A 24,692-nucleotide genomic window follows, 5' to 3' on the forward strand; every position below is an offset into this window, starting at 1 on the left:
CACCGCCTCTTCCATAAAAATACGATACAAACAATGGCTCACTTAAAATAATTCGGATGCTTCTCCTTGAGTACCGTCAGGTTAGAGATGATAAGACTTAGATGCTCTTGCATGATGCGCTCCGCATAATCACCATCTTGTCGACGGATCGCGTCAGCCATATCTCGGTGCTGCTCATACAGATGACTCCAGTGTGGATCAGCAGACAGCCACAGCATGCGGCTCCGGTTCAGGTGTGCATTCATCTGCTGAATGATATTCCAGGTTCCTTGTTTGCGGCAGCCTTCGAATAAAATCCGATGAAAGGACTCATCCAGCTCGAACATTCGTTTACCATCATGATGTTCAATGCTTTCCTTTTGCTCGGCTAGGTTGGCTTCTAGCTCCTCGAGTTTATTCTCCGGAAATGCTTCACATGCAAGCCGAATCACAGCCTTCTCCAGTTGTTCCCGCATAAAGCGAGCTTCCTCAACGAGCTCGGAATCAATTAGCGATACCTTGGTTCCTCGCTGTGGCAATACGAGAACAAGCCCTTCTTGAGCAAGTCTTACAAAGCTTTCGCGAACGGGTGTCCGGCTTACCTCAAATGCAAGGGACATTTCCTTCTCGGACAGTGATGTTCCGGGCGGAAGCTCCAAGCTCACGATTTGTTGTTTTAGCTTGTTATATACGATGTTACCTGCTGATCCAGGTCCCATGTGTAAAGAATCTTCCACATGATCACCTCCTTCGTTCCATACTACCATACAAGTATGGTAGCATGGAAATGATTGTTAATGACCATTACGGGGAGGGAATGAAGAATGAGTCGTTTTGATACGGAATCTCTGCTGCTCACAAGTAAAAGCGCCCGAAAGCTGTATTATGATTATGCAGCAGAAATGCCTATATTTGATTACCATAATCATTTGAGTCCACAAGATATTGCCGAAAATCGCCGGTTTAATAATTTAACAGAAATATGGCTGGATGGAGACCACTATAAATGGAGGGCTCTGCGCTGGCTTGGTGTTGATGAGGAGCTTATTACAGGAAATGCCTCCAACAAAGACAAGTTTAAGGTATGGGCCAAAAACGTCCCTCGAATGGCTGGGAACCCGTTATATCACTGGACACATCTAGAGTTATCCCGATATTTTGGCATTCATGATCGACTGTCAGAGCACAATGCGGAAGACGTGTGGAATCGTTGTAATGAGCGGCTGCAGGAGCCATCCCTGCGTGCGGCAGGTATACTGGAGAAATTCAAGGTTAAAGTGGCTTGTACGACCGACGATCCAATTGACCATCTAGAGTTCCATCGTAGCATTAGACATAATCCCGATATCAAGACGATTGTAACACCGGCGTTCCGCCCTGACCGCGTGCTGGACATTAACCATGATGGATTTACCGAGTATGTAAGGGCGTTCGGGGATATCGCAAATGTAACGGTCGATTCGTACTTCGGACTTATAAATGGGCTAGATCAGCGGATTACTTACTTCCATGAGCAAGGTTGTCGATTGTCAGACCATGGATTCGGAGCCTTTCCTTTTGTAAATGCGTCTGAAAAAGAAGTAGTGGACATTTTCAATAAAGCGATGCGTGGAGAGAAGGTTTCATCGGAAGAGGAGGGAAAGTACCGTACCTTTACGCTGCTTGCACTCGGACGAATGTATCGTGCCCGTGGATGGGCTATGCAGCTACATATTGGCGCGATTCGTAACAATAACACGCGGATGTTCGCACAGCTCGGTAAGGATAGTGGGTATGACTCGATACTTGATTTTCATATGGCGGCTTCACTGAATGCATTCTTAAGTGAACTTGAACGGACGAATGAACTTCCTAAAACGATTATCTACAGCTTATATAGTGCGCAGTATGAGATGATTGCATCGACGATTGGTAATTTCCAATCCTCTGAAGTCGAAGGCAAGCTTCAACTGGGTTCAGCATGGTGGTTCCATGATCAGAAGGAAGGGATGCTTCAGCAGCTGAAGGCATTATCTTCTATTGGGCTGATCAGTACATTTGTGGGCATGCTTACGGATTCACGTAGCTTTATGTCGTTTACAAGGCATGAGTATTTCCGGCGTGTCTTATGTGCTTTGTTCGGGGAATGGATCAAAGATGGAGAGCTCCCAGCAGATTATGACTACATTGGTGGAATCATTCAGGACATTTGTTATCGGAACGCAGAGCGGTATTTTGAAATACGGTGATTGCATTAAAATATTAAATTGTAAGCGATTACTACGTGGGTATCTGATTGTTTATTGGAGTGGGTATAGATAGGGTGGGGGGCTATATGTTATAATGGAACCAAAGCACAATCGTTTCATTATTTTTGAAGGAGGGCCTTCCCATGAAGAAGCTGAAAGTTGAAGTATACACAACGCCAACCTGCGAAGACTGCCGGAACTTCAAGAAGTTTCTGAAAGAACACGATATAAGCTATAAGGAATATAGTATTGCTGATGAACCGAAGTATGCTGATAAACTCCGGAAACGCTCTGGAAAAACGCTGGTTCCTACCATATATATTAATAATCAGGAGTTTTTTGGATTCGTATTTAATCGTCAGGAGATTGAAAAGTTGTTGTTAGGCTAACGATAATACAGATAGGTTTCGAAAGACGGCTGCCTGCTAGGTGGCTGTCTTTATCTTCAATAACGAAATATACAGCTTAGAAGAGCTGTTTATATAGATGGCTTCTTTTAGAGTATAGGAATGCGAGAGGTCCTACAAGATCGGTATCTATACGTTGTGATCGTAGCTATTGTAAGATATGTATATTAGGAGGGGATCGTAAGTGGAAACAGAAAATCACTCACACGAGTCGTGTGGTGTTTCAGGAGAACGGAAGAGTCATCACTCGGATAAAACCAAGAGCAACTTAATCAGTCGTTTGAATCGGATTGAAGGACAAATTCGCGGCGTGAAGGGGCTTATTGAGAAAGACACTTACTGTGACGATGTGTTAAACCAGATCTCATCGATCCAGTCAGCACTTAATGGGGTGGGTAAGCTGCTGCTGGAACATCATATGAAGAGCTGTGTAATCGAGAGAATTCAAGAAGGTGATGATGAAGTCATATCAGAGCTTCTCATTACAATGAATAAATTAATGAAATAATGTTTAATTCATTAGTACAGGCTGCAAGAGCAGTGGAATGGCAGTAAGCCCACTGCTGATCATAACACTAACAGTAAAATGCCACCCGTTATGCGGAGTGGCTTTATTATTTATTTTTTAGGGAATTAGGCTTTCTTTTGCTTGACAAATATAGGGTAGGGGGGTAAACTAAAGTTCGTAAAGAGTTGGAAATATTCAACCGACGATAACCGACGATCAGATCAAAGGAACAATGAGTGTAACTTTAGTAATCGTGCTGGGTATGAGTGCCTGAAAGCACGGTAACGATAATGGCATTAAGCCGAACTAGAGTATATGTTACGAGGTTGAAGATTAGAAACTTGAAGGAAGATGGAAATTCATGAATATATGATTATCTAGATTGCATGTAATCAATGGAAAGAGGTGTAGTAAGCCATGGGAGAAGCAAATCAATCACTTCAGAAAGAGCTGAAGAAGACTACGCTACAGCTAACAGGTATGACCTGTGCAGCTTGCGCGAATCGGATTGAGAAAGGGCTCAGCAAGATGGAGGGTGTGCAAGAGGCGAATGTAAACTTTGCGCTGGAAAGAGCGGCAGTTAGCTTCGATCCGAAGGTGGTCACCGTTCAGCAGATGGAAGAGAAGATTGAAAAGCTGGGATATGGTACGACGAAAGAGACTGCGGATCTACAGTTAATTGGTATGTACTGCGCGGCATGTGCGGTTAAGATCGAGAAAGTCGTTGGTAAATTGCCGGGCGTTTCTAGTTCAGCTGTAAACTTTGCAATGGAGAGTCTGCGTGTGGAGTATAATCCGGCGGAGGTTAGTGTCACAGATATTCAGCAGCGAATTGATAAGCTTGGGTATCAGGCGGTGCCGAAAGAAGAGCAGCAGGATAAGACAGAGCATCGTGAGAAGGAGATAAAGAAACAGAAACGCAAGCTGATCATCTCTGCGATATTGTCACTGCCTCTGCTTTGGTCTATGGTTAGTCATTTCTCATTCACTTCATGGATCTGGATACCAGATGTGTTTATGAATCCCTGGTTCCAGCTCATACTGGCTACGCCAGTTCAGTTCTACATTGGTAAGCAGTTTTATGTAGGGGCGTATAAGGCGCTGCGTAATAAGAGTGCGAATATGGACGTACTTGTGTCTCTGGGAACGTCAGCCGCCTATTTTTACAGTCTGTATTTGACGATAGATTGGGCTCTAGCGGGAGCGAGTGCTCACCACGGACCTGCAATGTATTATGAAACAAGTGCAATCCTGATTACACTTGTCCTTCTTGGTAAGCTATTTGAATCTCTGGCCAAAGGCAGGACCTCTGAAGCGATTAAGACACTGATGGGACTTCAGGCTAAGACAGCCGTCGTTGTTCGTGATGGGCAAGAAATGTCCATTCCCGTTGAGCAGGTCATGCGCGGAGATGTAGTCATTATTAAACCGGGTGAGAAGATTCCGGTGGATGGTGAAGTTGTGGAAGGCACGTCGGCTGTAGATGAGTCGATGTTGACAGGTGAGAGTATTCCGGTAGAGAAGAAAGCCGGGGATGTAGTCATCGGTGCTACGATGAACAAGAATGGTAGATTGATGATTCAGGCAACGAAGGTGGGCAAAGAAACTGCACTAGCCCAGATTATCAAGGTGGTAGAAGAGGCTCAAGGCTCTAAGGCGCCGATCCAGCGGGTGGCTGACGTAATTTCGGGTATATTTGTCCCGATTGTTGTAGGTATAGCTGTTTTGGCTTTCTTGGTTTGGTATTTCGTAGTGACGCCAGGTGACTTCGCTCGCTCGCTCGAAATAGCTATCGCTATTCTGGTAATAGCCTGCCCATGTGCGCTTGGTCTAGCAACACCAACCTCGATTATGGCAGGTTCGGGCCGTGCTGCAGAGCTAGGTGTACTGTTTAAAGGCGGCGAACATCTGGAGTCCACACACAAAATCGATACGATCATTCTCGATAAAACGGGTACAGTAACGAAAGGAAAGCCAGAACTTACGAATGTCGAGGTCCAGGGAATCGATGAATTAGAGTTCAAACGGCTCGTTGGGGCAGCAGAGAGAAACTCGGAGCATCCACTTGCAGAAGCGATTGTTGCAGGTGTTACAGCCGAAGGCATAACCCTCCCACCTGTGGATGAGTTTGAAGCGGTCCCAGGATACGGAATTCGTGCCGTTGTAGACGGCCGCACTGTATTGGTGGGTACTCGGAAGCTTATGAACAAGCATCAGATTGAAATTGGTGAGGCAGATACGCGGATGTCTCAGCTTGAGACCGAAGGAAAAACTGCGATGCTGGCTGCTGTAGACGGTCAGTACGCTGGTCTAGTAGCTGTAGCGGATACGATCAAGGAAACATCGAAAGAAGCTGTGGCTCGGCTGAAGGCCATGGGTATAGATGTCATCATGATTACCGGTGACAATGAGCGTACAGCTCAAGCCATTGCTAAGGAAGCCGGCATTGACCACGTTCGTGCTGAAGTTCTCCCGGAGGGGAAAGCAGAAGAAGTGAAGAAATTGCAGCAACAAGGTAAGAAGGTAGCTATGGTCGGAGATGGAATCAATGATGCACCAGCGCTAGCGATGGCAGATATCGGAATGGCTATTGGTACAGGTACCGATGTAGCTATGGAAGCCGCAGACGTTACGCTCATGAAAGGCGATCTGAACAGTATTCCGGATGCTATCTATATGAGCCGCAAAACGATGTCAAATATCCGCCAGAACCTGTTCTGGGCGCTAGGATATAATTCTCTGGGTATTCCGGTTGCCGCTCTGGGTCTTCTCGCTCCTTGGGTAGCGGGTGCAGCCATGGCACTGAGCTCGGTGTCGGTTGTGCTCAATGCTCTCAGACTACAACGGATGAAGGTGTAAAGTTGTAAGGGAAGCGTTATATAGAGGGGAGATTCGGGAGATATGGCGGTTAAAAAGTTCGCGGTTACACCGGGTTTCGAGGTCGGAGGGACTCTCTTCCGGCCGGAACAGCTCGCTGTACTCGGTTCGATCCTAGGACCGGATGCAGAGATTGAAATGACCACCTTCAAACAGTTGTACGTGGCGATGGACGAAGAACGAATGCCTGAAGTGCAGGAGCAATTGGAGCAGGTAGGCTTGGAAGTGCACCCCGCCGGGTTTGTCTCCAAAAGCCTCATCACATGTAACTTTTGCCGGGGTGCTGAAGATGCAGGACTGGATGTAGCTAAAAAACTCGACAAAGTCGTGGCAGATCATGTGGTACCAAGTCCGCTTAAGATTGGATATGCTGGGTGTGCTTTAGGCACAAGCGAACCTCTTATTAAGGATATTGCTGTGGTGAAGATGAAGGATGAGTTTGATATTTATATCGGGGGAGAATCCAAAGGAATCAAGGCTAACCTTGCTCAGATGTTCATGAAAGGGGTCAAGGAAGAGCAACTTTTTCCGATCGTCAGTCGTTTGATCTCTATTTTTCAGGAACATGGTAAGAAGAAAGAGACTTACGCTCGTTTTGTAAAAAGAATAACACCAGAGAAGCTGCATGAGCTGGTAAGCGGCATCTCGTAGTGAAGAGTTCAAGAATATGGCACTGTATCATAGGGATACGGTGCTTATTTTGTTATGTTTTGGTGAAATTATATTAAGAGGTTGAAATGAATGTATAGTATATAAGTATCACAAAAAAATATTTTTCGCGATAAAAATCTAGGAGATTTATCACAAAAATATGCCAAAATACGATAAAATTCGACAACTAACAAGAGTGATAATTATCACACCATTTCTTCATTTTTCTTCGTTTTACTCGCTTTTTTGAAGGTTAATATATTGTATGAGGCGTTCAAGTCAGGTAATTCCTAACATATCAGGGATAACGCAACATTGACTATTTTGTGAAGCAGGATTAAGCTTGAATTGTTTAAAGGTTTTAACTTCTTAATGTTGTAGCGTTAAGATGGAAGATGATAGATTTGAGGTGATGGATTCTGGACAAGAAAAGGAGGCTGTCATACTTGGTTTCCAATCATGTAAACAGTCTTGTTGCCGGATTCGCTAAGCTGCTAGACAATGATCTGACGGCATCTCAATACTTTATTCTTCAGATGCTTACGGATGATGAAATGCGGACTTGTTCAGAACTTGCTAGTTCCCTAGGAGTAACTCTATCGGCTGTTACCAACTTGACCAACAAGCTCGTCAGCAAGGAATATATAGAGCGTGTTCCAAGTCAGACGGACAGACGAATTGTTTACCTGCGGATTACAGATCAAGGCCGAGGTTATATGTCACGAATGCTGGAGCGATACAAGGAATTGACCGAAGGACTTTGGTCGGATTTCTCCGAGCAGGAAGTCGAGCTTTTAATTTCATCATACGAGAAGATGATCAAGCGCTTACAACAGCAACATAACCAATACAAGTGACGAATAGTCACATACAGGAGGTATTCCTAATGGGAAGATTAGATAACAAAGTAGCTATCGTTACAGGTGCAGCAGGTGGTATGGGTAAAGCAGACGCACTTCTTTTCGCAAAAGAAGGAGCAAAGGTTGTTATTACTGACCTTCAAGATGATAAATTGAATGATGTTGCAAAAGAGATCGAAGCACTGGGTAGTGAAGCACTTGCAATCAAGCATAACGTTGCTTCCGAGGAAGATTGGATCCGTGTTGCTGACGAAGCGGTTGCTAAATTCGGCAAGATCGATATTCTTGTAAACAACGCTGGTATCTCCAGCTCTACTCCATTCATGGAGCAAACAGTTGAATCTTTTGAAAAAGTGATGAAGATCAACGTTACTAGCATTTTCTTGGGTCAAAAATATGTGATTCCACATATGATCAATGCTGGTGGAGGTTCCATCATTAACATCTCCTCCATCGCTGGTCTTACTGGCGGTAGCGGCGCAGGCCCTTACACAGCAAGTAAAGGCGCTGTACGTATGCTGACTAAAGCTACAGCAGTTGATTTCGCTAAGCACAACATTCGTGCAAACTCCATTCACCCTGGATTCATCGAAACACCAATGACTGTAGAAATGTTCAAAGATGAGAAAATGTCAGCTTGGTTCAAGTCTATGACTCCATTGCCACGTCTAGGTAAAGCAGAAGATATCGCAAGAGCGGTATTGTTCCTAGCTTCTGACGAGTCTGATTACATCACTGGCGTTGAGCTTCCTGTAGACGGCGGATACACAGCGAAGTAAGCAAACAAAAGCTATTATAATCTTATACACGTAACACAAACAACCCCTTGTAGATAACAAGGGGTTGTTTTGTGTTGCTATTTTGTAGGAATGCCTACTTCTGCAAGTAGTTCATAGGACCGCAGACGAGCCTTATGATCATAGATGGCTGAAGCGACAATGATCTCATCCGCATTTGTCATGTCCATGAAGCGATCCAGTTGTTGACGTACAGTGGCTGGGCTTCCAATTGCGGAGAAGCTTAAAGTGCGTCCGACAATAGCTTTTTCCTGCGGGGTCCAGACATCGTCCATGGAATCCACTGGAGGCTTGAGCTGACCTGTACGGCCCCGAATGATGTTCAGGAATTGCTGCTGAGCTGAAGTGGCAAGTCTCTGAGCCTCTTCATCTGTATCTGCACAGATCACATTGACACCCACCATAGCGTATGGCTGCTGTAAAGCTTCAGAAGGTTTGAAGTTACTGCGATACAAATCGAGTGCAGGGAGCAGATAATCTGGTGCAAAATGGCTGGCGAACGCAAACGGCAGACCTAATTGTGCCGAGAGCTGTGCACTGAACCCACTTGACCCCAGCAACCAGATCGGAACATCCAGTCCTTCGCCGGGCACGGCTCTAACTCGCATAGAGGAGCCGGAAGTTGGATGGAAATAATTGCGAAGCTCTCCCAGTCGTTCAGGGAAATCTTGTCCGTCACTACCTGGGCCCCGACGTAAAGCTCGTGCTGTCAGTTGATCCGATCCCGGCGCTCTCCCGAGACCGAGGTCAATACGCCCCGGAAACAGAGATTCTAGTGTGCCGAATTGCTCAGCTATGACGAGCGGGGAATGGTTTGGCAGCATAATGCCACCAGCACCGACCCGCATGGTATGGGTACCGGCTGCGATATGACCAATCACAACGGACGTCGCTGAGCTTGCGATACCTGTCATGTTATGATGCTCAGCAAGCCAGTAGCGATGGTAGCCCCATTTCTCTGCATGCTGCGCGAGCTCCAGTGAATTCTTAAGCGATTCAGCGGCTGTGCTGCCTTCCGTAATTGGAGCCAGATCCAGAATGGATACCGGTATATTGTGAAGCTGTTTGGATGTATGTGTAGATTGATCATGTTCCGTCATCTAAATAGCCTCCCTCAAAATTTATACTGTTTAAATTATAGCACAGTTATATTATATACCTAGTGGGACCATAACAAAAATCTACATACCAACTTTATCCGTCCTTCCATTAAAAATAAGCCAAGGCACATCTGTCATGGTGGATGTGCCTTGGCCTAAATAGTTTTCTATATTGTGATTAACTTAGCCGGTTTAAAGCTTGATTCGATCCATACCATTCAAGTACGGCTGCAGAGCTTTCGGAATGGTAATCGATCCATCCTCCTGCTGATGGTTCTCAAGCAAAGGGATGAGGATACGCGGCGAAGCGACTGCTGTATTGTTCAGGGTATGGCAGTACTGCATATTACCTTCCTGATCTCGGTAACGGATGTTCGAACGGCGGGCCTGGAAATCTAGTAGGTTCGACGACGAATGGGTCTCTCCGTAGGTACCTCTGCTTGGCATCCAGGTCTCAATATCGTATTGTTTATAAGTCTTTTGCGACATATCTCCTGTACAGACGGCCATAACTCGGTAGGGAAGCTCAAGCTTCTGAAGAAGCTCTTCAGCATTGGCGGTGATTTCTTGAAGCATCCGTTCCGAAAGTTCATGATTGGCCTCGCATAAGATGACCTGTTCGACTTTAGCGAATTGATGGACTCGATACAGACCACGAACATCCTTGCCTGCCGAACCGATTTCGCTGCGGAAACAGAGCGAGGCAGCAGCTAGCTTCAGCGGCTCGGTGACATCGACGGTCTCACCGCTGTAATACGAAACGAGCGGAACTTCAGAGGTTCCAACCAGCCATTTGTTTTCGTCTGGAATATGGAACGTCTGGTCTTTACCAAGCGGGAAGAATGCTGTATTCATAAGAGCCTCAGTTCGAACCATCAGAGGTACATCAAACAAGGTGAATCCTTTGCTCACGAGCATATCCAGTGCAAGCTGCTGCACGGCTCGATGAAGCAGAACGCCAACACCGGTTAAATAGTAGTTACGGCTACCAGCAGTTTTGACACCTCGTGGAATATCAATCATCTTATGCATTTCGCCAAGTTCTACATGGTCTCTAAGTTGGAACTCGAACATCTTGGGTGTACCGACACTTCTAATCTCTACATTGTCTTGGTCCGAGGTCCCGATCGGGGTATCCGGCGAGACGATGTTAGGAACAAGCATTAAGAGTTCAGTATATGCTGCCTCGATCTCTCGAAGCTGTTTCTCTTCCACGGTTATCTGTTCATTGATGTTCTTGACGTTTAATCTGATGGGCTCAGCGAGCTCACGGTTACCTTCCCGCATCAGAACGCTAATATCCTGTGTAAGCTGATTTCGCTCTTGGCGAAGCATCTCTACTTCCTGCAACAGCATTCTACGCTGCTCATCAAGCTCCATTAGTTCTGATACCGATAACGAAATTCCTTTGTGATCTGCTACTTTCTGAACTTCTTCTTGGTGCTCTTTCCGTTCTCTAAGCCATTTCATGTCAATCATGCCTACCAGCGCTCCTTTTTTTGTGTAAATACCAAAAAAGCGTCCTAGTCCATATGGGACGAGGGACGCTTGTGCGCTCGCGGTGCCACCCAAATTGATCAAACCTCTGAAGTTTCAGGGGTTCAATCCACTTTGATTCCGCGGTAACGGGCGGGTCCGGTTAACTTAGGGGGAACTCCCCTTGACGAGAACGCCTCAGAGTTGGAAGCTCTTCATTGGCCTGATTTCTATATTGTAGACATAGTATAACGCAAGCTTATATTTTAATTCAAGGTGTTTTGCCTAACCCTTCTGGATATTACCTAACCTATCCAAGAATTTATTATAATACAAGTAATCTTAGTAGCTATGCTTATGATAAAGATATAGGCATCGATGTGCAAAGCATGTTTCCTGTAACACATTACTTCCCTGCCGTATTACGGTGCTTACCCAAGGCAAAAATATTATAATAAAGCTACATTGTAATTGGCGACCTTAGAATAGGGAGGAACAGCATTGGACAAGCTGCTGCAACGTGAGCATGAGATCATGAAGGTCTGTCTACTCGCGGGTAAAATCATGCTCCAGAGCGGGGCAGAGACCTACCGTGTAGAAGATACGATGATGCGGATTGCCGCATCTTTTGGGGTGGATAACAGTCATAGCTATATGACCCCTACGGGTATTATATTTTCAGTTGAAGAGCCGCAGCACATTACGAGGCTCATCCGAATATCGGAACGCACGACCAACTTGAATAAAATAGACCAGGTGAATACGATCTCTAGAAGAATCAGTCAGGGAGAGCTGACGATCTCGGAAGCTTATCGTTCATTACAGGATGTGGAACGAGCGAAGCCGAATTATCCTTTGCCGCTCTTAATCCTCATGTCTGCTATTGCAAGCGGCTGTTTTCTTATTATGTTCAGGGGAAGTTGGCATGATTTTATCCCGGCTTCGATTGCAGGGGGGCTCGGGTTTTCTTGTTATGTTTTTATGCACAGGGTTATTCCAGTTCGATTCTTTGCGGAGTTCTCTGGAGCGATGATTATTGGTATATCCGCGGTATGGTTAGTGAAAAACGGCTTTGGACATCAGATCGATATTATTATCATCAGCTCCGTGATGCCACTTGTCCCGGGACTTCTCATTACGAATGCGATACGTGACCTGATGGCAGGGCATCTAATCTCAGGCTTGTCCAAGGGGGCAGAGGCTTTCATTACATCGTTTGCGATTGGTGCAGGTATTGCATTTATGTTGTCATTCTACTAGAAGGGGAGGCGAACAGATGATGATGTATGTTGAGCAGCTTGTAACCAGCTTCATCGCTTCCGCTGCCTTTGGGATGATCTTTAATGTGCCGCGAAAGGCACTGATGCAGTGCGGTTTTGCTGGTATGGTTGGTTGGATCTTATACATATGGCTTCAGAATATGGAAGTGAACCCCATAACTGCGACAGTTGTCGCAGCTTTCTGGGTGACCATGATCAGTTACTATTTTGCCAAAAAATATAAAACACCCATTATCGTATTCAGTGTATCCGGTATTATTCCACTTGTTCCAGGTGGCCTCGCTTACGATGCGCTCCGTCATGTTGCTATGAATGAATATGATCTTGCCGTTCAGCTCGGTGCTAGGGCTTTTATGATTTCCGGTGCGATTGCGCTAGGTCTGATTCTCGCGGAAGTAACCAACCAGGTGATTAAAAAGATGGCGCTGCCCCGACAGCCTTAAGGCGTAAAGAGGCTTGTTGTGATTAAATGTTAAATAAGGATTAAATGTAACAAATTGGACATTATTTTCTCCGTACAGCAGATAACTATCATCTCCCTATAGGTGTTATACATAATAATACCTTAGACGGAAAGGATGCAGGTGATGGGCCGTGAACGAGAAAGAACTGCTCATTAGAAAGGTTATTGTGTATTCCTTACTCAGTGCGGTTGTCGTTCTTACAGGCAGCCAAGCTCGAAATCATAAGCGTATCGACGATGATAAGGAGACTGTGGAGCAAGCATGTATTTCACCTGAATAGGATAGAATAGAAGAAAGAGGCTGGGAGTCATGTTCCGGCCTATTTGTATGATCCAGAACTTTGTGATTCCTATCACTTTTGTGCATTTACACAAAAAAATACGTTATCCCATCAATAGAATAACTATCTTAGGGCATTTATACTTAGAAATGTAAGCGTCATCAATTCCATGGAGAATGACAAGCATGATAAGCACCTATACCTTTTTTTGAGGAGGCATACACATGGATGGGACAGTTATTCACTGGGGTGGAGCTATTATCGGTCTGATCTTAGCCATCGTACTTATATTTAAGAAAGTTAACCCGGTCTACGCATTGTTTGGAGGTGCTGTCATTGGTGGTCTGTTAGGCGGAGCATCCATTGATCTGACCGTACAGTATATTATCGAGGGTACGAACAGTGTTATGGGTGCGGTTGTCCGTGTCCTAGCAGCCGGTGTACTCGCAGGTATTCTGATTGAATCTGGCGCGGCCGAGCGAATAGCCGAAACCATTGTCGCTAAGCTCGGTGAAAAGAAAGCGCTTTTATCCATCGCGCTGGCTACGATGATCATTACTGCAGTTGGAGTATTCATTACCGTAGCGATCATCATTGTTGCGCCAATTGCGTTGTCTGTCGGCAAAAAAATCGGCATTTCCAAAACGGCTCTGTTACTTGCACTTGTTGGTGGGGGTAAAGCGGGAAATATCATTTCCCCGAACCCGAATACGATTGCTGTGGCCAAAGGGTTTGATGTAGATCTAGCACAAGTTATGATTAACGGATTTCTTCCCGCCATTGCAGGCTTAATCGTTACTGTCATTGTAGCCAAAATGCTAACGAAGAAAGGCGTTATGGTAGCAGACAGCGATCAAGTGGATAATGGAGCTCCAAAGAAAGAAAAACCGAGCTTTGGACGTTCCATGGTAGCTCCGATTGTTGCTATCGTCCTGCTTGCCATTAACCCGATCGGCAGCATTCTGGATATCGAAGCACTAAAGGCATTTAAGATTGACTCAATGATCATTTTGCCGGTAGCCGGTATCATCGGTTTGATAGCCATGAAGCAGACCAAACATGTCATTACCTTTACGACTTCGGGTCTTAATAAAATGACCGGTACCGCCATCATTCTGATTGGTGCAGGCGCCATAGCCGGTATTATCTCCAAATCGAATTTGAGTGCAGTTGTCGTGGATACAATCGAAGTGATGGGTGTTTCCGGTACTTTCCTAGCACCACTAGCGGGTATCTTGATGGGTGCGGCAACCGCTTCGACATCGACAGCATCGATTGTAGCCGCTGGATCGTTCGGAGAAGCGATATTGTCGATGGGCACAGCTCCGCTGAGTGCAGCGGTTATGGTTCACACAGGTGCTACGGTTATTGACCACTTGCCACACGGCAACTTCTTCCACGTCACTGCAGACTCGGTGAATATGAGCATTAAAGAACGGATGAAACTGATTCCTTACGAGAGTATTGTCGGTTTAACGATGGCTATTGTGGCTACGATTCTATACGGATTTATATTCTAGAACACCAATTATATAGAGATAGGTGGGATAACGATGAACAACGATTATACGATCTTACTGGCACCGGATTCCTTTAAAGAGAGTATGACGGCCAAGGAAGTGTGCGAGGCCATGGAACGGGGAATTCAGAGGGCTAATCCAGCGATCACCTGCATTCATGTACCGATGGCGGACGGTGGCGAAGGGACGATGCAGTCTCTCGTAGATGCTACAGGAGGCACCGTTCATACCATTAAAGTGAAAGGTCCTCTTGGCAACGAAGTAGAGGCATCTTACGGAATATCAGGAGATGGTGAGACCGGTGTACTGGAAATGGCTAGCGCAAGCGGCATCCATCTTGTGTCCCCTGAGAGCAGAAACCCGTTAGTCACGACGACGTATGGCACCGGTGAGTTGATCAAGGCATGTCTGGGCCATGGTGTCCGTAAACTCTTGATAGGAATCGGTGGAAGTGCAACCAATGACGGTGGGGCCGGAATGGTGCAGGCGCTTGGCGGCAAGCTGATGGATGCAGAAGGAAATGAGCTTTCTTTCGGTGGTGGTGAGCTGGGTAGACTCGCAAGCATTGATCTTACAGGCTTTGATCCGCGTCTTCAGGATGTTGCGGTAGAGGTCGCTTGCGATGTAACGAACCCGCTCTGTGGACCTCAAGGTGCATCCCATGTGTTTGGACCCCAAAAGGGTGCGACGCCAGAAATGATACGACAATTGGACGATAATCTCTGTAATTATGCGAAAGTGATTCAGCGGCAGATGAATAAGGACATCATGAATGTGCCAGGTGCTGGTGCTGCCGGAGGATTAGGCGGAGGATTGATGGTATTTCTGAATGGTGTGTTGAAAAAAGGAATTGATATGGTCATCGACTACACCGGATTAGAGGAAAAAATCCAGCAGGCCGATATGGTATGGACTGGGGAAGGTGGAATGGATTTTCAGACTCAATACGGTAAAACGCCGCTTGGTGTGGCGATTGTAGCGAAGAAATACAACAAACCTGTCGTGGCTCTAGCAGGACGAATTGGTGATCAAATTGAGGTTCTGTACGACAAGGGCATTGATAGCATATTCGGAATTATGCCAGGGGCAGCCTCAATAGAGGAAGCTTTAAAGAACGGACCAGAAAATGTGAAGAGAACTTCGGAGAACGTGATTCGACTCATGATGTCGGTAAGATAATATACATTCAAGAGGCGGGCGCTTACATAGGTCAGCCTCTTGTTCATGTAAGGACTTTTTTATGCAGAGATATGCAGACCACGTTTTGATGAGGATATCCTGTGTAAACTATAGTGTAGGCAGGCGCAGCAAGAAGGCTTTTAAAGGGGGACTACCATGAAGTTATCTAAATTACTTGCAGAGAGAATCGTTAGTGAAATGATGAAGGTTATTCCTTATAACATTAATGTGATGGATGAGAACGGGATCATTATAGGAAGTGGAGAGCATAAACGTATTGGGACATTTCATGATGGAGCGTTAAAAGCTATACAATCAGGCAACATTAATGAGGTATATGAGGAAGCGGAGGGAATGAAGCCTGGGGTGAATGAACCTATTACGATGGACAATGCTATCATTGGCGTTGTCGGTATCACGGGACACCCCGATGAGGTTAGGCCGTTTAGTAAGCTGCTTAAAGTGACAGTGGTGCTACTTATTGAGCAGGAGATCCAGAATAGGAGAAAGCAAGCCGAGAGACAGCGGAGAGGGGAGTTTTATCATGAACTATCCTACCGAAAGATCCCCTATAGTCAAGATTTCATGGAGCGGGCCAAGGATTATGGCTTAGACCTTACTCGGAAATGCGAAGCGATCTTGGTTCATGGTCATAATAAAGCGTATCAGCACTTATTACGGGCATATGCACCTCATTGGAACCTGGAGAATGACAAGACCGTCTTCTTCATGACCGATCCTATTCAGTCCAAGGAGCTCATGACGAAACTTTCGGATCTCCAAGCGGCTGTGCGAGTCGGTGTAGGACTAGCAGAGAAACTGGCGGCACATTCACTCGAACAGGCAGCATTGGCCATGGAAACAAGCGCCAAGCTCGATCTATCTCGAACCATCAACCGATATGTTGATCTCAAATTTCTTATTCATTTATCTCATGAAGATCGAAAAGAACTTGGGGCTCTGTATACGGTGCTTAACCAAAATGGAGACAAGCTGGGGTTGATGGAAACACTGCAGGCCTATATAGCTGAGAACGGGGACCATAATGCGACCGTCAAGCGACTTAATATTCATCGTAATACGCTGAACTATCGGTTGAACCGAATTAAGCAGCTGACGGGCAAGGACCCACGTTCTCTAATTGAGTTATTTGAGCTTCTGTGTGCGTTAATGTGGAGGGAATAACCTGAATTCCCCTCCTTCTTTTATTTGATACCCAGACGCATCCGGTAGCTGAACATCACTTCGCGCGACTCCCCTTGGAAAAAATCCTCCACCTGTTGCCTAAAGGTATCAATCGTAGGAGTTAGTTCATCTATTCCTTGCCGGAATAAGGTTTGAATACCGCCTTGACTGATGGCAAGCCCTACATACCTTTCCGCTGTACAAGGCTCCAAATGGTGAAAGACGACTTCTTTGGCAAACCGGAACAGCCCGCTTTCGCGGATATGCTTCAGATGCTCGTTCTTGTTTCCTTTGCGTGCCTTCTTACTGTCATCCATATGCTTATTAATTAATTCATCACTTAACTCAATGAGCTCGTGGTAAGATTTCTCGATTGACCAGTGCAGACTTGGAGGCCAGTCACAATCATAGACCGCAAAGATCCCGCCTGGGTGTAATAGGCGTGCCGCTTCCTTCAGTGTACTTGCCGGCTCCATCCAGTGGAATGATTGCGAACACGTAATGATATCCACCGAACTTGTTTCAAGTGGAATCTGGTTCGAGTAGCCAGCGATAAAAGAAATATGTTCGGTATGATCTTTTTGTTCTTGAAGTTTCCTCTCTGCTTTTCCTCGCATATCATCACTTGGTTCAACGCCGATAATCTGACGGGCATAGTCCTTCCATACAAAAGAAGATAATCCTGTTCCACAACCGATGTCCACGACAAGACCTGGATTTCGCTGCAGGTAACCGGTCAAAATATGTACCACTTGTTCAGGTGCCTCTGGTCGAAACAGGTCATAGGTGTCCTCATAGCCAGAGAAACGTTCTACATTACTCTGTCGATTGCCTTCTGGAATAGGACTTGTAATCTGTATTCCCGATTCTAGCGGATTTGACTGTTCTCTCATCATCTTTTCTCTCCTTAACTCGAGTACTATACTTTCTTCTCATGATGGTTCAGGGTTGATACGGAAGGGCAGGCATCGTAATGGTAATGGTCGTTCCTTCGCCTAGTACACTGTCCAGACAAATGCCGTACTGTTCCCCATAATGAAGACGAATACGCTCATTGACATTGACGAGTCCGATATGGCTATCATCATTTTCATTGTGACTCTTGAGCCGATCGCGTAAAGATTGAAGCTGTTCTGTACTCATGCCAACACCATGATCGCGGATCGTAATAAGCATCTGATTGTCCAGTCGATCCGTAGAAATCTCAAGCAGACCCGGACCTGCTTGACGCTCTAGACCATGAATAATGGCATTCTCCACGAGCGGTTGAAGTGAGAAATGCAGCACTTGAAGGGATTCCGTCTCTTTTAGTACATGCTCTTCATATTGAATTTTATCGCCAAAACGCATCTGTTGCACTTTCACATATAAGCGAATATGCTCCAGTTCCTGATGCAGTGGGATAATCGTCTTGCTCATCTGGGTGTGAATACGGAATAATTGCCCGAGCGTACCAACCATTTCTCCAATCTCACGCTCCCCGTTAATGATTGCTTTCATTTGAACAGATTCAAGAGCATTCGCGAGGAAATGGGGATTGATCTGGCTTTTCAGCGCCCCAAGTCTAGCCACACGCTGCTGGACCTGAGCCCTCGAGGAGCGTTCAATATAGTTCTGCAGCTCTTCCACCATACGCCGAAGTCCTTGATACAACACACCAAATTCGTCCTTTCGTGAGCTTCCCAGCTCCACATCGAAATTGCCAGAGCCGACCTTTTCGACTTGTCTTTTCAGAAAAATGATCGGTTTCGTAACACGATGCCACATCAGAATCATGAACAGTACAGCCATTCCAATCGACCCAATGGCAAGTCCAAGCATCATCTTGCCAAGAAGCGCTGAGCTACGGGTCACTTCTTTCTCATTCATGTACTGAATGACCTTCCACCCGGAATAGGGAGAGGTTACAAAGTTAAAGAACGAATTATGGCCTTCGAAAGGTGTAGTAAAGCTACCGGATGGCTCATCTAGGACTTTATCAAACATCTGGTTATCGATTTCAAGCGGATTCGAAATATCCATGTCCTTAGAAGCGTAGATGATTGAGCCGGATGGATCTGTAATAATGAAATTCCGTTCGGTGTTTTCCGATAGGTTCAGAATTTCACTTAAAGAATCGAGTCTGATATCAACAAGAAGTACGCCTAGTGGCTGTTTTTCGCCCGTTTTGTTGATGACCCGTGCAATGGAGAGAACCTTCTCCGTAGACTTTTTATTGTAAAAAGGAGTATGCGTACCGAAAATGACAATGCCGCCCTTTTTCTCTAACGTCTTTTGGTACCATTCATCCTGTTCGAAGTCATCATAGTTAATATCTGAACGATTGAAGTTGGCGGAGTAGAACAATTGATGGCCTGCATAGATTTGTACGCTGTTTACATTCTTGATCGTCATTTCGAGTGTGCCAATAAAGTGTTGAATGACGGACTGATAGGTAATCGTCTGATCGATCTGGGGGTTTCGATTCCAATTCTCAAGCGCATTCTGGAGCTGCCCATCGAGATGAGCATATAAGGTTCCCTTTTCAATACTTTGTAAATACTGATCGATATTGAAGGAGAGGTTGTTCAGAATGAGGTCGGAGCTGTTCTTGTACTCTGCCTTTACCGTCTGTAGAGATACATAGTAAATGATACCCGAGATAATGATAAGGGGAATGGTAATCGTTAGGATCATAAGCGCAAAAATCTGCGTGTTTAAATGGTTTCTATAAAATAATTTATGAATGCCAAATGGACTCTTCAATCGATCATCCCCATTTTTTTACGGTAGTCTGTGGGTGTCATGTTGGTGAATTTACGAAACATTTTTACGAAATGTTTATAGCTCGTATATCCACACATATGGCAGACGTCGGTCATTAACGTCTTGGATTGCAGCAAGCATCGCTTGGCGAACTCGATTCTGATCTCGGTAACAAAGGTCATATAGTTCTTATTCAGCTTGGTTTTAAACAACCGGCTTAGATAAGAAGGGTTATAGAAGAATTGATCCGCTACCATCTGCAGTGTAACGTCTTGATCTATATGTTGAATAATAAACTCTTCAATACGCTCGAAAATAGCCCCGTCTAGTGACTCTTCCTCTCCGCTGGATTGCTGCGCTTCAACTTGAAGCTGAACCATCCAGTGAGATAACCAATCAAACATCGCTGTCATCGAATCGAAGTCATCCAAGAAGGTGAGGTGCAGCAGTTTCTCGTGGTACCGTTCCTCCATATTTAATCCGTGTTTACTTGCAAATCGCATCGCAACAGTAATGATCTCCTGTATATAAGGAAGCCACTGATCCTGGACATACTGCCCGACTTTTGACTCGGCCTCCACAGCTATACGATGCAGGAACTCTTTTAACGGTGAAGCATCATGTTGCTCTAAGCAGGCTAGAAATTTGACCTTATCCTGGTCAGTGAGGGAGAGTTGTGTTCCTTTTATAAGATTTAGGTTAGAATGTTTCACCTCAAAAATAGATCCACCCGCTGGATGGAAACGCTCGAATAGTGCTTTATCCGTCTGTACAAGCAGAGAGGAGAGCATCTTGAAATCTTCAGCTAGCGGTCCTATGGACAGATACAGATGAACCTGATTAAAAGCGCCTTCTTGATGAAGAATAGCCGTGAGCTTATCTCGTCTGTCTGATCCTAGATAAGGAGGGTAATACTCGGATTCACCTACAACTGTAAACGCATACAATTTTGAGTGATTGAGATAGCTTAAAAAGGGTGGCGGGATGTCGGTAGATGCGTGAGTGTGGGTTAGCAATGAGGTTAGAATTCGTTCGGCATTTTGTCGCCACCATGCTCTCGTTTTTAGAGCCGGAGATGAAGCGGGTATATAGGACAGGACAATGGGCTGAAGCTTGAACCCTTTATACTTATCTATATAAGCACTTAATTCTTCGCGCAGCTCATGTTCAGCAGTCTCTGATAGATTACGATCTTCTAGTAAGTATTTCACGATTTGACTCCGTTTGAGATGAACATAATCCTCTGATTCGTGGGCAAGTGCTAATAGGTTCTCTTGTTCTTTACGTCTCTTCTCAAGCAGTGCTATGCAATCCTGAATGGTCTTCATGCTCTCCTGATATTGTAGAGGTTTTAATAGATAAGCCAATACGTTGCCGAGCCGAAGAGCCCTCTGTGCATAAGAGAATTCATTGTAACCAGACCAGATGACAAACAGGGTAGTAGGTAGCTTCTCACGGAGCTGCTCTATCATTTCTAGTCCATCCATCAGTGGCATTCTTATATCTGTAATGACAAGATCAGGTTGCTCTTGCAGAGCTACTTGAACGCCCTCAGTACCATTTTCCGCTTCATAGATAAGATGAAACCCAAGCTCCTCCCAGTCAAAATACTTGGTTAATCCTTTACGGATTAAAGGCTCATCCTCGACAATCAGTAGTTTATACATGATCCAAGCCTCCGTCATCTCAGTTTAGTAGTTATTGTATCGGAAGAGTAGAGGACGGTACAACATATTTTGCAGACGAGGGATGGAAAGGAATAGGGGACTAGGTCAAATATGAGGTATGAAAGTAAAATTAAGGGTATTTCACAAAGATTAATAGCAACTTACAATGATAAATGTAAGCGCATCACATTATAGACTACTAAATATTGAGGGGGCAAGAAATGAAAGCGTTTAAAAAAGGACTCATGACGGCACTGAGCATCGTGCTGATTGGATCATCTCTCGTGGCATGCGGATCCAAAACAGCAGAACAACCAAAGAACGAAGAACCTGGTACGACAACTCCTCCGGCAGAGCAGAAAGAAACACCGAAGAACGTAGAAATTACATGGTGGAACTTTCCTAGCTTCCAGCCGTTAGACGGAGAAGCCGGTAAGTATGAGAAACAGATTATCGAAGCTTTCAACAAGAAGCATCCTGAAATTAAGGTCAACTTGGAGATGCTTACGTTTGAAGCAGGTCCAGAAAAGCTGAATGTTGCCATCGCATCGAATACAGCTCCAGATGTCATTTACGATGCACCAGGACGGATTCTGGATTGGGCGAAAAAAGATTTGCTTGCCCCGCTTGATGATATGGTCACTGATGAAGTTCGAAATGACATTTCACCTGCACTGTGGAAGCAGTCGATGGTTGGTGACACAACCTATATGTATCCAATTAACACGGCTCCATTCATGATGGGTGTTAACAAAACGATTTTTGAGAAAATCGATGCACTTGATCTGCTTCCTCTTGATCGTCCGGATCGTACTTGGACACTGGAAGAGTATGAGACAGCGCTTAAAGCCGTTAAGGAAAAAGCTCCAGACGTTATTCCTTCTGGATTCTTTGCCAAGAGCCAAGCTGGCGACCAAGGTACAAGAGCATATCTTGCTAACCTGGGTAATTCCCGCTTCTTCACTGAAGATTATGCACAAGTTGCAATTAACACAGATAAAACAGGAGCAGCTTTGGACTGGATCGTTAAAGGTGTGAAAGACAAGCTGATTATATCGGGTTCCGAGTCTCTAACAGCTGCTGATGTAAACGATATGTTCCTTCAAGGTAAATTGGCATTCTCCATTAACTATTCACCGGTTCTAAGAGCGCAGAATAATCCACTCAAAAAAGAACCGTTTGAAGACATCTTGCTGCCTTTCCCAACGATTGACGGTGCTAAACCACAATTGGAGCCGTACCTCGGCGGAATGGCTGTATTCAACAACGGTAACGAAGATAAGATTGCTGCATCGAAGAAACTTGTTGATTTCATTGCGAATGATGAAGAGTGGGGTAAGAAGAACCTGATCCAAACAGGTGGATTGTCTGCACGTAACTCCATCACAGGTCTGTATGATGATCCTGAGTATGCATATGCGGAAAAAGCACGTGAGTTCTACACAGATCCTCCAACAATCGTTGATGGTTGGGCTGAGGTTCGTACGTTCTGGTTCCCTGAATTGCAACGTGCTCTGCTTGGTGTAGCATCAGGTAAAGAAGCACTTGATACATTTGCTAAAAATGCGAATGAAGCCATTACGAAAGCAAAAGCTGACGCTGGAAAATAAGTATATATAATATCCAACTGTTCGGAGTAGCACGAGTAGATGAGTGCTACTCCTTTCAACAAGATATGGAGTGAGGGAAACGATCATGGAGACTAAGATCCGTAAGGCGAGTCCAGGCATGGTGCGTGACTGGATGATGAGTTATTTGTTTTTGCTTCCGGCATTCGGTTTTTTCATTATCTTTGTAGCCTATCCGATGCTTAAGGGGATTTACATCAGCTTCTTCAATTATTCTCTGCGAAAATTTGAATTTACAGGGCTAGATAACTATATTCACCTATTTCAGAATGAAAACTTCTTAAAATCGCTGTGGAACACCTCATTATTAGTATTGATTGCTGTTCCAATTGTTATCGTATTTTCAATCTTTGTCGCGATGACCATTTATCGTAAAAAAGAAGCTTCACGTTCATTTTTCAGAGGTGTGTTCTACTTACCTGCCGTTTCTTCCGTTGTAAGTATTACTGTGGTATGGGGCTGGATCTACCATCCAAACTACGGTGTGCTCAATTACCTGACTGGTATGTTCGGAGCAGATCCAATCTCGTGGTTAGGAAACCCAAAGACGGCCCTGCTATCCATCATTGCGGTATTGATCACAACCTCAGTAGGACAGCCGATTATTCTGTATGTCGCATCCCTGGGCAATATTCCAAGCTCTTATATTGAAGCAGCTCAGATCGACAGGGCTTCCTCCTGGCAAATATTCAGGAAAATTATTTGGCCGATGTTAATGCCGACCAATCTCTATATTATCGTAATCACCACGATTAATACGTTCCAGTGTTTCGCTCTCATCCAGTTGCTTACTTCAGGAGGTCCATACTACAGCACCTCAACGGTTATGTATGGTGTATATGAACAGGCATTCAAGCTTGGAAACTTTGGCATGGCTTCCGCCATGGGAATTATACTCGCTGTAGTGATAGGCATAATATCCATCATCCAATTTAAATACCTTGGCAGCGATGTGGAGTACTAGGAGGATAAAACGATGAGTTCACCATTACAAGTTGGGCTGAGCACAGGAAGCCCTAAATCCAAGCGTTTAAAAAAGTGGAGCGTTGGTTCAATCCTGTCAAACACACTACTAATCTTTTTAACGATATTCTTTATCTTTCCTTTTTATTGGATCATCACGGGGGCCTTCAAGCGTCAGACGGTGGCTACACAAATTCCGCCAGAATGGTTTCCGCTCCAGCCTACACTCTCCAACTGGGAAGAGTTGTTTCGGAATCCAGTATGGCGATGGACGTTCAACAGCTTCTTCATCTCCTTCGTCGAGATGATTGCCGTCTGTCTCGTGGCTTCCCTTGCGGGTTATGTACTTGCGAAGAAGCAATTCCCAGGCCGGAGAATTATATTCACGATGTTTGTAGCCGCAATGGCCCTTCCTAAACAAGTTATTCTAGTACCTCTCTTCACGATGCTTGCTGACTTCGGGTGGGTCAATACATATCGCGGTTTGATCATTCCAGCCATCGGATGGCCCTTCGGTGTCTTCTTAATGAAGCAGTTCTCCCAGACCATTCCGAGTGAGGTATTGGAGGCTTCCAAAATCGACGGCTGCTCCGAAGTGCGGATGTTCTCTACAATTGTACTTCCACTGTTGACCCCGGCTCTTGGAGCCTTGGCAATCTTCACCTTCATTGGCTCCTGGAACGACTATTTCAGTCAACTGATTATGACCCGTTCAACACCGATGATGACATTGCCGCTGGGTATCGCCACATTACAAGGAGAGTTCACAACCAACTATGGTGTCATTATGGCGGGTGCTGCGCTTGCATCTCTGCCGATGATTGCGATCTTCCTGTTGTTCCAAAAGGCGTTTACACAAGGGATTACCATGGGTGCTGTGAAAGGTTAAGATCATACA

The 24,692-nt window shown here is 45.2% G+C and carries 22 protein-coding genes; 16 read left to right on the forward strand and 6 right to left on the reverse strand.

The window, feature by feature from the left end:
- Positions 1–38: 38 nt before the first annotated feature.
- A complete protein-coding gene (locus AC3WJJ_RS19855) occupies positions 39–698 on the reverse strand; it encodes a GntR family transcriptional regulator (RefSeq protein ID WP_492543614.1) in 660 nt (219 codons plus the stop codon).
- A 105-nt stretch (positions 699–803) separates the two neighbouring features.
- Between AC3WJJ_RS19855 and uxaC the strand changes: the two genes are divergently transcribed.
- The 7 genes from uxaC (at position 804) to AC3WJJ_RS19890 (ending at position 8,289) form a co-directional block, all read left to right on the forward strand.
- Complete coding sequence (uxaC, locus tag AC3WJJ_RS19860; protein ID WP_492543413.1) at positions 804–2,207, forward strand: glucuronate isomerase; 1,404 nt, start codon at positions 804–806, stop codon at positions 2,205–2,207.
- Between the two features lie 143 nt (positions 2,208–2,350).
- On the forward strand, positions 2,351–2,596 hold the full coding sequence (locus tag AC3WJJ_RS19865; protein WP_492543414.1) for a glutaredoxin family protein: 246 nt from the start codon (positions 2,351–2,353) through the stop codon (positions 2,594–2,596).
- A 202-nt stretch (positions 2,597–2,798) separates the two neighbouring features.
- Positions 2,799–3,122 (forward strand): metal-sensitive transcriptional regulator, encoded by a 324-nt coding sequence (locus tag AC3WJJ_RS19870; RefSeq protein ID WP_492543415.1) that lies wholly within the window; start codon positions 2,799–2,801, stop codon positions 3,120–3,122.
- Between the two features lie 417 nt (positions 3,123–3,539).
- Positions 3,540–5,981 (forward strand): heavy metal translocating P-type ATPase, encoded by a 2,442-nt coding sequence (locus tag AC3WJJ_RS19875; RefSeq protein WP_492543416.1) that lies wholly within the window; start codon positions 3,540–3,542, stop codon positions 5,979–5,981.
- Positions 5,982–6,023: 42 nt separating this feature from the next.
- Complete coding sequence (locus AC3WJJ_RS19880) at positions 6,024–6,650, forward strand: nitrite reductase (RefSeq protein WP_492543417.1); 627 nt, start codon at positions 6,024–6,026, stop codon at positions 6,648–6,650.
- 446 nt (positions 6,651–7,096) lie between these two features.
- Positions 7,097–7,507 carry a MarR family winged helix-turn-helix transcriptional regulator gene (locus AC3WJJ_RS19885; protein WP_422658758.1) on the forward strand — a complete coding sequence of 137 codons (411 nt, stop codon included), beginning with the start codon at positions 7,097–7,099 and terminating at the stop codon, positions 7,505–7,507.
- Positions 7,508–7,536: 29 nt separating this feature from the next.
- A complete protein-coding gene (locus tag AC3WJJ_RS19890; RefSeq protein WP_422658757.1) occupies positions 7,537–8,289 on the forward strand; it encodes an SDR family NAD(P)-dependent oxidoreductase in 753 nt (250 codons plus the stop codon).
- Positions 8,290–8,366: 77 nt separating this feature from the next.
- Here AC3WJJ_RS19890 and AC3WJJ_RS19895 read toward each other — a convergent pair whose 3' ends face one another.
- Positions 8,367–9,407 carry an LLM class flavin-dependent oxidoreductase gene (locus tag AC3WJJ_RS19895; RefSeq protein ID WP_492543418.1) on the reverse strand — a complete coding sequence of 347 codons (1,041 nt, stop codon included), beginning with the start codon at positions 9,405–9,407 and terminating at the stop codon, positions 8,367–8,369.
- A gap of 192 nt (positions 9,408–9,599) precedes the next feature.
- Positions 9,600–10,886 (reverse strand): serine--tRNA ligase, encoded by a 1,287-nt coding sequence (serS, locus tag AC3WJJ_RS19900; RefSeq protein ID WP_492543419.1) that lies wholly within the window; start codon positions 10,884–10,886, stop codon positions 9,600–9,602.
- Positions 10,887–11,417: 531 nt separating this feature from the next.
- Here serS and AC3WJJ_RS19905 point away from each other — a divergent pair.
- From AC3WJJ_RS19905 to AC3WJJ_RS19930, 6 genes are all read left to right on the forward strand, one after another.
- A complete protein-coding gene (locus AC3WJJ_RS19905; RefSeq protein ID WP_492543615.1) occupies positions 11,418–12,143 on the forward strand; it encodes a threonine/serine exporter family protein in 726 nt (241 codons plus the stop codon).
- 19 nt (positions 12,144–12,162) lie between these two features.
- On the forward strand, positions 12,163–12,606 hold the full coding sequence (locus tag AC3WJJ_RS19910; RefSeq protein ID WP_492543616.1) for a threonine/serine exporter family protein: 444 nt from the start codon (positions 12,163–12,165) through the stop codon (positions 12,604–12,606).
- 151 nt (positions 12,607–12,757) lie between these two features.
- Positions 12,758–12,907, forward strand: a complete 150-nt coding sequence (locus AC3WJJ_RS19915) for a hypothetical protein (protein ID WP_492543420.1) — start codon at positions 12,758–12,760, stop codon at positions 12,905–12,907.
- A gap of 224 nt (positions 12,908–13,131) precedes the next feature.
- Positions 13,132–14,427 carry a GntP family permease gene (locus AC3WJJ_RS19920; RefSeq protein ID WP_492543421.1) on the forward strand — a complete coding sequence of 432 codons (1,296 nt, stop codon included), beginning with the start codon at positions 13,132–13,134 and terminating at the stop codon, positions 14,425–14,427.
- Between the two features lie 33 nt (positions 14,428–14,460).
- Positions 14,461–15,606 (forward strand): glycerate kinase family protein, encoded by a 1,146-nt coding sequence (locus tag AC3WJJ_RS19925; RefSeq protein WP_492543422.1) that lies wholly within the window; start codon positions 14,461–14,463, stop codon positions 15,604–15,606.
- A 156-nt stretch (positions 15,607–15,762) separates the two neighbouring features.
- On the forward strand, positions 15,763–16,791 hold the full coding sequence (locus AC3WJJ_RS19930) for a CdaR family transcriptional regulator (RefSeq protein ID WP_492543423.1): 1,029 nt from the start codon (positions 15,763–15,765) through the stop codon (positions 16,789–16,791).
- A gap of 20 nt (positions 16,792–16,811) precedes the next feature.
- On the opposite strand, the gene AC3WJJ_RS19935 is transcribed toward AC3WJJ_RS19930, so the two are convergent.
- From AC3WJJ_RS19935 to AC3WJJ_RS19945, 3 genes are read right to left on the reverse strand one after another with little or no spacing between them, the layout of a single operon-like run.
- On the reverse strand, positions 16,812–17,684 hold the full coding sequence (locus AC3WJJ_RS19935) for a class I SAM-dependent methyltransferase (protein ID WP_492543424.1): 873 nt from the start codon (positions 17,682–17,684) through the stop codon (positions 16,812–16,814).
- Positions 17,685–17,733: 49 nt separating this feature from the next.
- Entirely contained in the window at positions 17,734–19,536 is a 1,803-nt protein-coding gene (locus AC3WJJ_RS19940; RefSeq protein ID WP_492543425.1) for a cache domain-containing sensor histidine kinase, read from the reverse strand.
- The gene (locus tag AC3WJJ_RS19945; RefSeq protein ID WP_492543426.1) at positions 19,533–21,203 is read right to left on the reverse strand and encodes a response regulator transcription factor; all 1,671 of its coding nucleotides are present in this window, start codon (positions 21,201–21,203) and stop codon (positions 19,533–19,535) included. Before AC3WJJ_RS19945 ends, AC3WJJ_RS19940 begins: the two co-directional genes overlap by 4 nt.
- Positions 21,204–21,424: 221 nt before the next feature.
- Between AC3WJJ_RS19945 and AC3WJJ_RS19950 the strand changes: the two genes are divergently transcribed.
- From AC3WJJ_RS19950 to AC3WJJ_RS19960, 3 genes are all read left to right on the forward strand, one after another.
- Positions 21,425–22,813, forward strand: a complete 1,389-nt coding sequence (locus AC3WJJ_RS19950) for an ABC transporter substrate-binding protein (RefSeq protein ID WP_492543427.1) — start codon at positions 21,425–21,427, stop codon at positions 22,811–22,813.
- Between the two features lie 85 nt (positions 22,814–22,898).
- Positions 22,899–23,795 (forward strand): carbohydrate ABC transporter permease, encoded by an 897-nt coding sequence (locus tag AC3WJJ_RS19955; protein ID WP_422658749.1) that lies wholly within the window; start codon positions 22,899–22,901, stop codon positions 23,793–23,795.
- 12 nt (positions 23,796–23,807) lie between these two features.
- Positions 23,808–24,683, forward strand: a complete 876-nt coding sequence (locus AC3WJJ_RS19960; RefSeq protein WP_492543428.1) for a carbohydrate ABC transporter permease — start codon at positions 23,808–23,810, stop codon at positions 24,681–24,683.
- The last annotated feature ends 9 nt before the right edge of the window (positions 24,684–24,692 follow it).

It is taken from the genome of Paenibacillus sp. FW507-14B1B (assembly GCF_058781425.1).